At 49.5% G+C, this 14,051-nt stretch carries 12 protein-coding genes, 1 rRNA gene and 1 other annotated feature; of the genes, 12 read left to right on the forward strand and 1 reads right to left on the reverse strand.

Features of this window, described 5'->3' with window-relative positions:
* Position 1: 1 nt before the first annotated feature.
* The gene (locus tag AC6CHQ_RS14735) at positions 2–586 is read right to left on the reverse strand and encodes a hypothetical protein (protein WP_251240563.1); all 585 of its coding nucleotides are present in this window, start codon (positions 584–586) and stop codon (positions 2–4) included.
* Positions 587–707: 121 nt separating this feature from the next.
* On the opposite strand from AC6CHQ_RS14735, the gene AC6CHQ_RS14740 reads away from it, so the two are divergent.
* The 12 genes from AC6CHQ_RS14740 (at position 708) to AC6CHQ_RS14795 (ending at position 13,747) form a co-directional block, all read left to right on the forward strand.
* Positions 708–1,832 (forward strand): DUF4145 domain-containing protein, encoded by a 1,125-nt coding sequence (locus AC6CHQ_RS14740; RefSeq protein ID WP_251240562.1) that lies wholly within the window; start codon positions 708–710, stop codon positions 1,830–1,832.
* A 238-nt stretch (positions 1,833–2,070) separates the two neighbouring features.
* Positions 2,071–2,814, forward strand: coding sequence for an alpha/beta hydrolase (locus AC6CHQ_RS14745; protein WP_251240561.1), 744 nt, complete (start codon positions 2,071–2,073; stop codon positions 2,812–2,814).
* Between the two features lie 227 nt (positions 2,815–3,041).
* Positions 3,042–3,497, forward strand: coding sequence for a T7SS effector LXG polymorphic toxin (locus tag AC6CHQ_RS14750; protein WP_251240560.1), 456 nt, complete (start codon positions 3,042–3,044; stop codon positions 3,495–3,497).
* Positions 3,469–3,741 (forward strand): hypothetical protein, encoded by a 273-nt coding sequence (locus tag AC6CHQ_RS14755; RefSeq protein ID WP_251240559.1) that lies wholly within the window; start codon positions 3,469–3,471, stop codon positions 3,739–3,741. Before AC6CHQ_RS14750 ends, AC6CHQ_RS14755 begins: the two co-directional genes overlap by 29 nt.
* A 30-nt stretch (positions 3,742–3,771) precedes the next feature.
* The gene (locus AC6CHQ_RS14760) at positions 3,772–4,131 is read left to right on the forward strand and encodes a hypothetical protein (protein WP_498081961.1); all 360 of its coding nucleotides are present in this window, start codon (positions 3,772–3,774) and stop codon (positions 4,129–4,131) included.
* A gap of 15 nt (positions 4,132–4,146) precedes the next feature.
* Positions 4,147–4,377, forward strand: a sequence feature (23S ribosomal RNA rRNA prediction is too short).
* A gap of 126 nt (positions 4,378–4,503) precedes the next feature.
* Positions 4,504–4,619 (forward strand): 5S ribosomal RNA (gene rrf / locus AC6CHQ_RS14765).
* Positions 4,620–4,845: 226 nt separating this feature from the next.
* Complete coding sequence (locus AC6CHQ_RS14770; RefSeq protein WP_251240557.1) at positions 4,846–6,546, forward strand: PucR family transcriptional regulator; 1,701 nt, start codon at positions 4,846–4,848, stop codon at positions 6,544–6,546.
* 187 nt (positions 6,547–6,733) lie between these two features.
* Entirely contained in the window at positions 6,734–7,924 is a 1,191-nt protein-coding gene (locus AC6CHQ_RS14775) for a M24 family metallopeptidase (protein WP_251240556.1), read from the forward strand.
* Between the two features lie 16 nt (positions 7,925–7,940).
* Positions 7,941–9,191: a M20 metallopeptidase family protein gene (locus AC6CHQ_RS14780; RefSeq protein ID WP_251240555.1), complete on the forward strand. Its 1,251-nt coding sequence runs from the start codon at positions 7,941–7,943 to the stop codon at positions 9,189–9,191.
* A 45-nt stretch (positions 9,192–9,236) separates the two neighbouring features.
* Complete coding sequence (locus tag AC6CHQ_RS14785) at positions 9,237–10,661, forward strand: aldehyde dehydrogenase family protein (RefSeq protein ID WP_498081962.1); 1,425 nt, start codon at positions 9,237–9,239, stop codon at positions 10,659–10,661.
* A 52-nt stretch (positions 10,662–10,713) separates the two neighbouring features.
* Entirely contained in the window at positions 10,714–12,336 is a 1,623-nt protein-coding gene (locus AC6CHQ_RS14790) for a BCCT family transporter (protein ID WP_251240553.1), read from the forward strand.
* Between the two features lie 70 nt (positions 12,337–12,406).
* Positions 12,407–13,747 carry an aminotransferase family protein gene (locus tag AC6CHQ_RS14795; RefSeq protein ID WP_251240552.1) on the forward strand — a complete coding sequence of 447 codons (1,341 nt, stop codon included), beginning with the start codon at positions 12,407–12,409 and terminating at the stop codon, positions 13,745–13,747.
* The last annotated feature ends 304 nt before the right edge of the window (positions 13,748–14,051 follow it).

The following is a 14,051-nucleotide window of genomic DNA, read 5'->3' on the forward strand; positions in this document are numbered from 1 at the left end:
GTCAATGTTGGGGATGTTCTTCAAAATACTCGGTGATCGTCCGGATCGTCAGCGTCTTAAAGTCGTCGGATACGGGCTCGCCTTCGGGGTTTGCATAGAAAGCGTGTCCGTCGCGGTTTTGATAACCGATGTTGATCAGACGCTTAAGAAGATCTTCCGGGAGAAATTCATTGCCGTTGACGGTCATGAATTCTTCGGTAGGGGTAACAAGAACCTCCAGGTCTTCGTGTCCGCCTGTAATCATGACAAGATCTCCGCGATGGCGTTTTACCCAGTTGTCCTTGGATCGGATCGAAATCGGTGCTTTCTCAATGGAGACAATTCCTTTGAGATTTGTGCCAAACAGATAAAGCAGGAGCGGACAGAGATGCTCCACTGTCAGCGCGGGAAGTTTCTGCAGTTCCTCAGAAAGAATCTCCCTGTTTGTCAGCCCTTCACGTTTGCCGCGCAAAACCGGCACATAATCATAGTCAAAACCGAACAATTCAAGCACGATTTCATGAACCGCGTCAGCAGGGTCCCTGCCGGCGATCGATGAAAGCCGTTTTTCCATTTGGCCGAGCCGGTTTAGCTTTTCTTCCGTCACTTCAAACACCGCCCTGAACGACCTCTCTTTTGTATTATTATGCCACACTTTATCACGCTTTGTAGTCCGCTAATAAGAAATGATAGAATAAGTAGATTGTAAAAGAGAAGGAGTCAGCGTTGTGAACGAAAATGGCGAATACTATTATGCGTTTCTGGAACACCGGCATCTCGCCTTGGTTGCAGGGGAACTGGAGCAGTCTGTCTATACGAGTCCGAGGACGATGCTGACGCATGCACGTGTACTGATCGATTCGGTCCTTCAACTGGTCATGCAAGAAGAAGGGATTCCGGATGTTCAGCATAAATCATTAAAAGACCGGCTAGACGAAGCAGGTCGCCAGGGTTTGCTGACCGATGAAGTCCGGGATGCGCTGCATGACATCCGAATGGCAGGAAACCGGGCAGCCCATCAGCCAAGAGCCTTCCGCGTAACAGAGTCTCTTGCTGCCTGGGAACAGCTGTATATCGTAATGAAGTGGTATGTGGAAGTTTACGGGAATCCGGATTTCACATTCCCGGAATACCGGGATCCGGCTCCTCCGAAGGAACAGACATTCGAGTTACCGGAGCTGGAATCCCGCCTTGGCCGCCTGGAAGAACTTCTCAGAAAAACATTGAGCAATGAAAGGGAAGAAACTCTCCCTGCTGAATCTATAGCTGTCAGCACACCGAAGACACACCAATCTGAACAGCCTGGCTATACAACTGTCCGCCAGATTCGCCACGGAGACAGAACACTGGATATTCCCTATTTCCTGCGCGACGCATTCCTGCTGCCGCAGCGATTTGAGAAGTCGGTCCGCTTTCTTGTGAAGCTCCACGGAGTGGAAGAAGCGCGAATCATGAGTGAATTGCCGGCTGACCTTACAGGACTTCATCAGGCGGTTACACGCTACACCGAGAAAAATGATGAACAATTTTTCGAGGAGCTGGCGGAATTTGTTGATGAGGAAAGGGCACGCCGGCGAATCCGCATTGAGCGGCCGGGCGAACTGTTCCTGTTCCATAAAGGAGACTCCATTATCGTGACGGAGACCCTCGCCAAGGCTGAACTGACCAAAGAGAACTTTCCTTCGCTGACACCTGGATTTATCCGGCAGTTGGAGGAATCGGGCATCCGGCGGGCTGGGCAGCTGCCACAGGAACTCGTCATACTCGCCAAATACAAAAACGTAGGAGCGGGGACGATCGAGAAACTGTTTGAAGACATGAAAAACACGCAAAAAGAAGCCGAAACGGTATAACGATGAAGCACCCGCCATCCGGTGGGTGCTTCATTCTTTTTAGATGAAAATATGGGTAGGGAGATACTCGAGATAAAGTCATTAATAATAGTATTATGTATACTAAAATGCTTTAATCGCTCTTTCATGCCTATAAATATATTTCCAGTACCGCTTGCTTATAAGAAAGGGAAACCCGTAGAACATGTCGAATGGGGGGAAATAGTCAGATCGATATTTCATACTTGGAGGGATCATGATGGAAGAACATTACCCGGTGCTCAAAGGCGCCGAACCTTTTCATGCAGAAGGCGGGAAAGAAGGGATTCTGATCTCGCATGGCTTCACGGGTTCCACGCAAAGCATGCGGCCACTGGCGGAAGCGCTTGCCGGAGCGGGATATACGGTATACCTGCCGAGGCTGAAGGGTCACGGTACCCACTATGAAGACATGGAACGGTCAAGCCGGCAAGATTGGGCCGACTCGGTTGAAGAGGGATACAACTGGCTGAAGGATCGGTGTGACAAAATCTTCATGGCAGGTCTGTCGATGGGCGGGACGCTGACACTCCACATGGCGCAGAAGCACCCGGACATTAGGGCGATCGCACTGATTAATGCAGCGATTGATATGCCGGCACTAAAGGAAGTCGGAGAACCGGGAGACATCAGGTTTCTCGATGCGATCGGTTCGGATATTAAAAAATCGGGCGTTACTGAACTGGCTTACGACAAGACTCCGGTTAAGTCGGTCAAGGAGATCCTCGCGCTTATGGAAGAAGTGCGGGCAGAATTGGGTAAGGTGAACTGCCCGGCACTGATCCTTGTCTCAGATGAGGACCATGTCGTTCCGCCAGGGAACTCGGATATCATTGCTGAAGGGATCTCGTCGGAAGTGATCGAAAAAGTCCGGCTCGAAGAAAGCTATCATGTCGCCACGCTGGACAATGACCAGGAGAAAATCACCGAAAATGTGCTGCGCTTCTTCAAGGAGCATGCTTAAAATCAATAGGGTTTTGGTACCATGAACAAAAACGGTGCATTAGTACGAAAAACAGGCTCTGTTGATATGTTACGATACTTACGAGAAATAGAAATGGACCAGGCACGGCAGATTCTGCCGGGGATACGCCTTAAATACTAAAAAGCCCGCCCGGACCCGGAAATCCCGGCGGGCTGTTTGCATGTAGGCCGGGTCACGGAAACCATTTATGAAAAGGTGGTGACGGCATGAAAGTCTTGGACGTAACCTTATTCCGCGAAGGTATGCAGCGGAATGTCGAGACGCTGATGCGCCTGGAAGAAGAAATGCAGATGATCAGGGCGGCGACAGAAGAGCTCCTCGCTCTTCAGGAATCACTGAAAGGAGAGGGAGGCGATGCGATCCGGGCTTTTTACCGGGATTGCCATCTGCCGCTCCTGCAGTACTTTGGAATGTTCAAATCCCAGTTCCAAACTATCCTTCAGCAGATGGATTCAGCGCTGAATGCCCTGGAACCGGCAACCGGCGGGCATATCCGGGAAAGCTTCCTCGAGAGCGAGGTCGAGAGCGGCCTTTCCGAAATCGCCACGGCCTTCCCCGAAAGCAATCCTGAAGTCGGGGTTCCGGGTGACTTTGGTGTCCATCCGCTGACTTTGGCCAATCAGACGGAAGGCGATGTTCTTCCTGGGTGTCAACCGTCTTGAGCAGCCGATCAAAAACATCACATTCGACTATACACTCGGTGTCGATACAGGTGACGGAGTCGAATACGTCTTGGAAAAGGAACGGGTTGAGCTTCCCGAGCCATTTGCCGGCACCATCCAGCCGGGCCATGCCATCCCGTTCACTGTACCGGTCACGCCTGAGGGCGCAGAGATTCTCCAGTCGATTACGGAAGAAAATAAAGTCGTCAAGCTGGAAAATGCGGACTTCGAACTGGAAAACTGACGGACCAGGCAAGACGACGGAGGAAGAGAATTGGATTTTTTCATAAAAAGAAACTGGGCCATTACGAAAGAGATCGCCTCGGAGATCATACGGAATTGGAACAAGTTCCGGAGCCTGACGACCCGTGGTGACAAAACCAAAATGTTTACATTCCTCTATATGAGCGCCGTTTTCCTGCTGGCGTTCTTGGCAAGCTGGTATGTCAGTGCCCTGTTTGCCATTTTGGGGATTGTGATGGGATTGTACCTCGGAATCACGGATCACCCAGGATTTTTTGCGCTACTGTTGCTTCCGTTGGTCGGTATCATCACACTTAAGCTTACACAGCTTTACTGGACCCGGTTTTATCCGGAGTACCGCAAGGAATTCTTCAATAAGATGAACCTTTAAGTTGAATTTGTACGGCAAAAGGCACCCGCCAGGGTGTCTTTTTATATGAAACCCGGATTCAATTGGTATAATGGATTCAGAACAGTCTGAATCATAAAAGAAAGGCAAAGCATCTAAGCACGAAGCCCCCCTCAAGATGAGATTTCCCATGGCGCAAGCCAGTAAGATCCCTCGAAGATGACGAGGTGGATAGGTCCGGGGTGGAAGTGTGGCGACACATGGAGCTGACGGATACTAATCGATCGAGGACTTCTCCTCAAGGGAGTGCCGAAGCGGCCCGAGCAGTTGGCCGCTGAGGCCGGACCATGGCACGTGGAAAGATGGTTATACAACAATGTCTCGTTTATCCGGTTTTGAGCGAACAAGCTCAGGTCCAGTGATGAAGGCGAAGAGGTCACACCCGTTCCCATCCCGAACACGGAAGTTAAGCTCTTCAGCGCCGATGGTAGTCGGGGGCTTCCCCCTGCAAGAGTAGGACGTCGCTGGGCAAAGGCCGTCTCCAAAAGGAGACGGTTTTTTTGTGCATTTATCATTTATGGCGACTGTAGTGATCAAGAAGCTCCCATGCAACCCCCTTATCATATAATGACTGAATATTGTTAAAATATAAAATCTGGTGGTTACAAGCAAGTAGATTTAATTTACAATAAAAGATAACGTGCTTGCAGGAGAAATCTCCTTGTACAACATGAGAATGCCACAGGGGTGATCAGGATGCTGTTATCAGTCAAGGAAATTACCGACTCATGTTTATTTAAGAATGCCACCATCAAAACCGGGGAAGAGACCATTTCCAACAAATCGGTTGAGTGGGTATCAGTCATGGAAAGTCCTGTTGAAAATTTTGTCCGTGAGAATGAATTCGTTTTGAGTACCGGTATCGGGTGCCATGAAAATTCAGATGAGCTATTGTCATTTATAAAAGATGTCTACGACTCGGGAGCCACCGCCCTGGCCATTGCAACAGGCAGATATATATTTGAAATTCCGGAAGAGGTCATTCAATTTGCTAAAGATCGGGAGTTTATTATTATCGAACTTCCTTGGGAAATTCGATTTGCGGACATTGTCCATGAAGTAATGAATAAACTGAATGAACTCAAACAGTCTGAAACGATGCGCTTTCGGGAAGTGCAACAGCAGCTGATCCAGAAGGTCCTTGAAGGAAGAACATTAAAACATATATCGGGTTTCGTTGAACAGGAGTTAAGTCGGCCTGTACTGATTTGCAACGAGAAGAGGCAGCCGATTGCGGGCAGCGCGGATCCGGATGAAGTGTTCACTTTGTGGAAACAGGTGGAAGAGAAGTCAGCCACCCATGAATCTAATCATCCGAGGCATGCCGAGATCAAGAAAGTAGAGAGCGGAAATGTGGAACTGATCCATCTGAACATCCAATCCGATGTCGGCCATAAAGGTGATTTTTTCATTCTTTCCGAGTCGGGAAACAGGCTGAAGGAACAGGAAATGATGATTGCAGAGCAAGCTGTGGTCGCAGCTGCTTTATGGTTCACGCGAAACAGTGCGGTCATTGAGGCCGAAAGCAGGATGCAAAATGAATTCTTGCTGGGGTTGGCGAAAGGGGAAACAATGTCTGAAGAGCATGTGGCTTCACATGCAGAGTTCTTTAAATACAATCTTGATCTTCCGTATCTTTGCATCATCGGCTTTCCGGAAGACCTTAACGACTCCCTCGATCACGATGCGGCACCTGATGAATCCAGAAGGACGAAGTTGGATAGGGTCGCCATCTATATCAAAGAAGGAATGCTGTATGCAGGAGAGAATGTGCAGCGACAGGTTTTGTTCGCATATGAGGCTGATCAAGTGATTGTTTTTTTGGAGGCATCCAGCAGTCCTGCACCAGATGCGGTCAATCAGTTCCTGGATCTGGTGGAAAGAAGGTTCAGCCACTTATTGCCCGGTGTAACGTTTTCATGGGGAATCGGAATGGAGAAGGATGGTGTCCGTAATTTTTCCGGCAGCTTTCAAAAAGCGACAGCTGCTTTGGAAATGGGCAGAACTCAAAGAGGCATTGGGAAGCGGACCTATTTTGATGAGACACAAATGAACAGGCTCATGCTGAACCTGGCCGGCAATGAGGAAGTCAAAGATATCACGATCTCCACTGTGTCGCCATTAGTTGAATATGATGAAAAAAGAGAGATGGATCTGATCAAGACATTCATCACGTACAACAACAACAACGGGAATGTCAGCCAGACAGCCAGGGAGCTGAATCTTCACCGTCAATCGCTTCTTTACCGGTTACGCAAGATCGAGTCACTGACCAAACTATCACTGGTCAATCCTGATGATTTGTTTTTATTGAACTTCAGTATTAGAGTCTGGTCGACAGGTGTAATTAAAATGAAAACAGGACATCTAACTCATAATTGGGACCGGAGTGATTAATCTCCGGTTCCATTTTTCTTATGAAAAGTGTATGAACGGCTCAAAAAGAATTTCATACAAAGTTGCAGATGAATTATAAATATTTAGAATTTATAATCATCCTTACAAGATCGGTTGAGCAAAGGCTAAAAGGCTTCTTTGTTTCAGCGGACAGAATACCAATGAATGATCAAAAGGAGGAACGCAGATGTTGCCTTTCGGATTACAAGAGTACAAGGCCCGGTTGGAAAAGACAAAGGAGAGTATGTCGGACCAAGGAATTGAAGTGCTGCTGATTACCAATCCCGCAAACATGAATTATCTTTCAGGCTATGACGGTTGGTCCTTTTATGTTGACCAAATGCTGATTGTGATCAGTGATGAAGACCAGCCGATCTGGATCGGAAGGAAGATGGACGCCAAAGCAGCCGAGGCAACGACATGGCTTTATAAAGACAACATCATTCCTTATCCGGAAGATCATATTCAGAACGATTTAAAGCACCCGATGGATTTCATCGCTAAAATCCTTTCTCAAATCGGCCAATCCAAACGGAAGATCGGTGTCGAGATGGGCTCCTATTACTTTTCAGCGCTGGCTTACGAAAAACTAAAGAGAAATTTGCCGAATGCCCAATTCTCTGATGCGACGCTTCTTGTGAATTACGTCCGGCTCATTAAATCGGAGAAGGAAATCGAATATATGAAAAGAGCGGCCCGCATTGCGGGAATCGGCATGCAGGCTGCAGTGGAGTCCATCCGGGAAGGAGTCAGGGAGTGCGATGTGGCAGCCAACATCTATAGCGGGTTAATCAGCGGAACGCCGGAGTATGGCGGCGATTATCCGTCAATCGTCCCTCTGCTGCCGGCTGGTAAAAATACATCAACCCCACATCTGACATGGACGGACCGAAAATACACCAATAACGAAATGGTGCTCATTGAATTGGCGGGTTGCCACCAGCGCTACCATTCCCCGCTGGCAAGAACCGTTTCAATTGGGAAACCGGCAGACAAAGCGCTGGATACCTCGAAGATATTAGTAGAAGGATTGAACACTGCATTGGATAAGGTGAAGCCGGGGATCACATGCGAGGAAGTAGAACTTGCCTGGAACACTGTCATATCAAAACATGGCATCAGCAAGGACTCCAGGATCGGCTATTCCATCGGACTAAACTACCCGCCTGATTGGGGCGAGCATACCGCGAGTCTCCGAAAAGGAGATCAAACGGTTTTACAGCCAAATATGGCCTTCCATCTGATACCGGCACTTTGGTTTGAGGATTATGGAATTGAGATCACTGAATCATTCAGAGTGACAGAAACCGGCTGCGAAGTATTGACTGATTTTGAGCGCGGCCTGATTGTAAAAGACCATCTGCAGGCCATTATTTAACGGGATCAGTGTACAAATGAACAATAAAATGAAAGCGCTTAACAAAGGGGTGTTGGGTATGCCGGTCCATAGCGAGCACACAACTGTAATCGCAAAAAGTTTGGAGCAGCAGCTGATTGCGTGGCGAAGACACCTCCACAGATTTCCCGAGCTCAGTTTCAATGAATTCAAAACAGCTCAATTTGTTGCCGAAAGGTTAGGGGAGGTCGAGGGGGTTACCGTCCAAACCGCCATCGGGAAAACCGGTGTGGTTGCAACCCTGTCAAATGGTGAAGGACGGACAGTGGCAATCCGGGCAGATATGGACGCACTGCCAATCGAGGAGAACACCGGCCATGGCTTCCAGTCGGAGCACACAGGTGTCATGCATGCTTGCGGCCATGATGCCCATACGGCCATTTTGCTGGGTGTTGGCAACTTGCTGGCTGAGAAATTTTCATCTGGACAGTTACACGGAACCGTCAAGCTTATTTTTCAGCCCGCGGAAGAAGACACCGATAAAGAAGGGCGGTCGGGTGCCCAGAGGATGATTGAAGACGGCGTTTTGGAAGGCGTTGACTCCATCATTGCACTGCATGTCTGCCCATGGCATCCGGTTGGAACGATCCAACTAAACGACGGATACAGCATGGCGAATGTGGATGTATTCCGCGGCAAAATCAGGGGATCGGGCGGCCATGGCGGGTACCCGCATCTGGGCACCGACCCAATCTGGATGCTTGCTTCTGTCTTGCAGGCGTTTTATGGAGTGACATCCAGGAGAATTTCCCCGCTGGACACAGCAGTTGCCAGTATCGGTGAAATCCACACCGGCGCAGCGAGCAATGTCATCCCAGAAGAGGTGGAAGTGACAGGAACGCTGCGGACTTATTCAAACGAGGTGAGGGAGCAGCTGAGCGCCGAGATCGAAAAAGCATTTCAAGTGGTCGAAGCATTCGGAGGGACCTATTCGTTCAGAGTAGACCGAGGTGAACCTGCGCTGAATAATCATGCCGCAGTCAATAGCATCATCAAACAGACCGCAGCAGACTTAAATCCTACTATTCAAATTATCGAAGAGGAGTTTGGTCTTGGAGGCGAGGATTTTGGCTATATGACACAGGAAGTTCCGGGTGCGATGTTCTTCCTTGGCTGTGCTCTTCCGGACGGGGTCAGACGGGGTTTGCATACGAACACTTTCGACCTGGATGAACGCTGCATGCTATTGGGAGCGGAGATCCTGGCAGAGTCCGCAATCAGGCTATTAACCGGAGAAATCATTTCTTGAAAGGCAGGTGCAGGTTGATTGAATACTAAAGTGCTTGGAAAGCCAATGCTCATCGCCGGCAAATGGGTCGAAAAAGAGGAAGTCATCGAGGTGTGCAATCCTCAGGACAACTCACTGATCAGTACGGTTCCGGCGGCATCAGAAGAGGACATGCTGCTGACAATTGAAGGAGCTAAGGAAGGGGCTAAGGTCGCCGCTTCCATGCCCGTCCATCAGCGAATGATCATCCTGAATAAAGCGGCTGCGTATATCGAAGAAAATCTAGGGGAATATGCGGCTACGATTGCACTGGAAGGCAGCAAGACCATCAGAGAAGCGACAGCTGAAGTCAAGCGCTGCATCCAGACGCTGAGGATCAGTGCAGAGGAAGCAAGGCGCATCAATGGCGAGACCATTCCTTTCGATCAGGCTGAGGGCAGCGAAGACAGGATCGGTTATTACTACAGATTTCCGATTGGTATTGTTGCGGCCATCACCCCATTTAACGATCCATTGAATCTGGTGGCCCACAAAGTGGGACCGGCAATTGCCTCTGGCAACGCCATCATCGTGAAACCGGCCACAGTTACGCCACTAAGTGCACTTTTGCTTGCGGAGGCATTTGAAAAGGCCGGATTACCGTCCAAGGTACTGTCAGTGATTACAGGCAAGGGAAGTGTTATCGGCGATCTTCTGGTGACCCACCCTGCGATCCGGATGGTTTCGTTCACAGGAGGTCTGGAAACAGGGGAAGAAATTGCACGGAAAGCCGGCCTGAAAAAGATCAGCATGGAGCTCGGATCGAATTCCCCTGTCATTGTGCTCAACGATGCGGATATTGAAAAAGCTGTGGAGTCTACGGTGTCAGGTGCCTTTTATGCAGTCGGGCAAAACTGTCTGGGTGTGCAGCGGATCTATATTGAAGAAGAAAGTTATGAAACATTCTCTTCTCTCTTCGTCAATCGGGTTCAGCAATATCAGGTTGGAGACAAAATGCTGAATACGACCGATATGGGGCCCATGATCAGTGAGACGGAAGCCATCCGGGTGGAGCGTTGGGTGGATGAAGCGGTTGCGATGGGGGCCAGACGATTAACCGGCGGAAAGCGGGAGGGTGCCTTTTATCCTCCGACTGTGCTGACCGATGTGCCGCCGGACTGTACCATTGCCCGGCAAGAAATCTTTGGCCCCGTCGTACTGCTGTATCCGGTCGCCGATCTCGACACGGCCATTGAGCAATCCAATGACGTGAATTACGGGCTGCAGGCCGGAATCTTTACGTCCAATATTGATAAAGCCTTCGAAGCAATCGGAAAGATGGATGTTGGCGGGATTATGATCAATGACAGCAGTGATTACAGGATTGACGGTATGCCATTTGGAGGGGTGAAGGGATCCGGTTTAGGGCGGGAAGGGGTCAAGTTTACGGTTCAGGAAATGACAGAGCCGAAAGTTGTGAGCTTTAAGCTAGCGCAAAAGCGGTCTGTATAGGAGATTCCCTCTTTTCGCTGTTTAGGTTTCCGGAGACTAAAGGAGTCATAATATGAAACCAAAAACTAGAGCAAAGCATATGAACATCGTCTTTTGGACATCTACGGCGGTCATCACCCTACTCGTCTTATGGGGGACGGTGAACCCTGCAGGTTTGTCCAGATGGGCAGACACGGCGTATAGCTTTACAACGGATGCATTCGGATGGTTCTATTTGCTCTCGGTCCTGGCGATCGTCCTCTTCTGTTTCGGGCTGGCCGTCAGTAAATATGGGCGGATCAAATTGGGAAGGGACGATGAAAAGCCCAAATACTCCTACTTCGCATGGATCGGCATGCTGTTCAGCACGGGGTTTGGCGCAGGCCTTGTGTTCTGGGGAATTGCCGAGCCGATGAGCCACTTCGCCAATACACCGACGGGGATGGAAGGCTATAGTCCGGAGGCAGGACGGCAAGCCATGCAGTATTCCTTTTTTAACTGGGGCGTGCACCAATGGTCGGTGTTCACAATAGTCGGTCTGGCTTTGGCCTACTTCCAGTTCCGGAAAAGGGAAGGCCGGATGATCAGCGATACGCTGAACCCGGTCATAGGGAAGAGCGGCAAGAAGCCGCTGAGAAATGCGATCAATATTCTGGCGGTTATCGCGACGGTGCTGGGTGTCGCCACATCCGTCGGAATGGGGATCCTGCAGATCAATGGCGGGCTCAATTATGTGTTTGACGTTCCGCAAAATACGCTTTTCCTATTAATCATTACCGGCGGACTGCTGCTGCTGTATTTGACTTCTGCATTAACGGGACTGGATAAGGGGATCAAGATTCTCAGCACCCTAAATCTAAGCCTCGCCATCGGACTGATCCTGGTTGTCCTGTTTCTCGGGCCAACACAGTTCATCCTGGAAGCATTGGCATTGGGCATGGGGGATTACATCCAGAATTTCTTCGGGATGAGCCTCGGGCTTTCCCCGTATGACGGAAATACGTGGTCGAAGGGCTGGACAGTCGGCTATTGGGCCTGGGTCCTGGCATGGTCGCCTTTCGTCGGAACGTTTATCGCACGAATTTCAAAGGGACGGACCATACGAGAATTTGTTTTTGGAGTGCTGATTGTCCCGCCGTTCATTGCAGTCGTGTGGATCGCCGTATTTGGCGGGACCGCCCTTTATATGGATCTGTTCCAGCAGACGAATATTGCCGGAGCGGTGCAAAATGATGTCACAAGTGCGCTGTTTGCCACCTTTGATAACTTCCCGGTGAGTACAGTACTGTCTGTCACCTTCATTTTACTGATCGTCACATTCCTCGTGACATCCGCTGACTCGGCCACTTTCGTACTCGGAATGATGACGACAAATGGAGATCCCAACCCGGGCAATCTGGTCAAAGTCATTTGGGGCGTACTCATGTCGGCCATTGTGGCAGTTCTCATCATCAGCAGCGGACTGCAGGGTCTCCAAACGGCTTCCTTGGTGGCAGCGCTGCCGTTCACGGTCATCTTGCTCCTGATGGGTGTCTCCTTATTCAAAACCATCAGGGCAGACGAAGCAGTTCCGGTGGAAGCGGAGAAAATGGCGGAGACTGCGGAAGAAGGGTTGCAGGAAAACATCGAGGTCTACAAGGCTGCGCCGAGAAAAAAGAAAGTCACGTATCCGGGGGCCGTCCGGGGCCATCAATGAAAAATGTATTTGCGGTAATCAGCAGTAAGGAAACACCAAATATATGGATTTGTTAATGGAGGGAAACAATATGACGATGAAAACGATGGAAAGTGTACAAAGAAAATATGAGGAATTGGCAGCGATCGATAAAAAGCATTTCATGCACCCTACGTCTTCTTTTAAACAGCAACAGGAAAAGGGTCCCGGTTTTATTTTCACTGAAGGAAAAGGGATCTATTTGAAAGATGTCCGAGGGAAACAAGTGATCGACGCTCTGTCTTCTCTGTGGAACGTGAATATCGGCCACGGCCGGGAAGAACTTGCAGAAGCTGCGGCGGAACAAATGAAGAAACTCGCTTTCAGCTCGTCATTTGCCACGAACAGCCACGAACCAGGAATTCGTCTAGCTGAAAAGGTCGCGGAAATGACTCCGGGAGATTTGACGATGACCTTCTTTACATCAGGCGGTTCGGACGCCAACGACACAGCATTTAAAACGGCGCGCTATTACTGGAGACTAAAAGGCAAGCCGGCTAAGAAGAAAATCATTTCGCGCCAGAAATCGTATCATGGGGTATCTGTTGGTGCCTCCAGTGCAACAGGTCTGCCAGCTTTCAGAGACTTTCCTTCACTGGCACCGGACTTCTATTATGTGGATTCTTCAATAGAAGCGCTGAAGGAACTTATTGAGCGGGAAGGAGCGGAAACCATTGCGGCGTTTATTTCTGAGCCAGTCCAGGGATCAGGCGGCGTCAACCTGCCCCCTGAGAATTACTTTAAAGAAATCCGGGAAATCTGCGATCAGAACGACATTCTCTTCATCGCGGATGAAGTGATCTGCGGCTTCGGCCGAACGGGCAAAAACTTCGGCATCGAGAACTTCGGTACGATTCCGGACATGATGGTGATCGCGAAAGGGATCTCCAGCGGTTATGCCCCAATCGGAGGCATGGTCATTTCCGAACCGCTCAGAAATGAACTCATTGAACTGACAGAAGGGGTCTATATGCACGGATACACCTACAGCGCCCACCCGATGTGCTGTGCCGTGGCAATAAAGAACCTGGAAATCATCGAAGAAGAGAACCTGATCAAAAACGTACAGAATATGGGTGAGGAACTGCAGAAAGGATTTAACTGGCTGGCAGGGCGACACGAGGAGATCGGCAATATCCGGGGAATCGGGCTGCTCGGAGCATTTGAAATCCTAAAAGACCAGGAAACCAATACCCGCTTTTCCGAGCCGGTATCCGTCAAGGTCGTAGAGGAAGCGCTGAACCACGGCCTGTTGGCAAGAAGCATCGTGTATGAAGGACAGGATACACTCGCTTTCGCTCCGCCATTCTGCATCAACAAGGAAGAAGTGGAGTCGATCATCTCCATCATTGATCATTCACTGACCGAAGTGAAAAAGAAAGGGATTCAATGATCTGCAGTGATCCCGCAGTGGGAAGCGTGTGATTTAAAAGTGGGCATGGCCGGAGAGGAATACCGGCCATGTCCTTTTTCAAATGCTTTGAATAGACACCGCTGACGAAAGGTTCCGACTATGTGAGAAGGGCTTGCGCTGTCCGGAAAATCATTGTATAGTTATCAACGTTGCGCTTCTGAGTGAGACGCACTGAACAAAACAAAGTGAAAAAAGATGTTGACGTAAGCTTTGCGGCGTGTTATATTAAGAAGGTCGCTACAAACGACATCAACAATAAATGAACCTTGAAAACTGAACAGCG

The organism is Bhargavaea sp. GQ12 (assembly GCF_059758705.1).

What these genes read in the sequence shown, in the direction of transcription:
- AC6CHQ_RS14775 (WP_251240556.1), top strand. Translation starts at nt 6,734, where the DNA reads ATGTTGCCTTTCGGATTACAAGAGTACAAGGCCCGGTTGGAAAAGACA.
- AC6CHQ_RS14755 (WP_251240559.1), top strand. Translation starts at nt 3,469, where the DNA reads ATGTTCTTCCTGGGTGTCAACCGTCTTGAGCAGCCGATCAAAAACATC.
- AC6CHQ_RS14780 (WP_251240555.1), top strand. Translation starts at nt 7,941, where the DNA reads ATGAACAATAAAATGAAAGCGCTTAACAAAGGGGTGTTGGGTATGCCG.
- AC6CHQ_RS14790 (WP_251240553.1), top strand. Translation starts at nt 10,714, where the DNA reads ATGAAACCAAAAACTAGAGCAAAGCATATGAACATCGTCTTTTGGACA.
- AC6CHQ_RS14785 (WP_498081962.1), top strand. Translation starts at nt 9,237, where the DNA reads ATGCTCATCGCCGGCAAATGGGTCGAAAAAGAGGAAGTCATCGAGGTG.
- AC6CHQ_RS14745 (WP_251240561.1), top strand. Translation starts at nt 2,071, where the DNA reads ATGGAAGAACATTACCCGGTGCTCAAAGGCGCCGAACCTTTTCATGCA.
- AC6CHQ_RS14770 (WP_251240557.1), top strand. Translation starts at nt 4,846, where the DNA reads ATGCTGTTATCAGTCAAGGAAATTACCGACTCATGTTTATTTAAGAAT.
- AC6CHQ_RS14795 (WP_251240552.1), top strand. Translation starts at nt 12,407, where the DNA reads ATGACGATGAAAACGATGGAAAGTGTACAAAGAAAATATGAGGAATTG.
- AC6CHQ_RS14750 (WP_251240560.1), top strand. Translation starts at nt 3,042, where the DNA reads ATGAAAGTCTTGGACGTAACCTTATTCCGCGAAGGTATGCAGCGGAAT.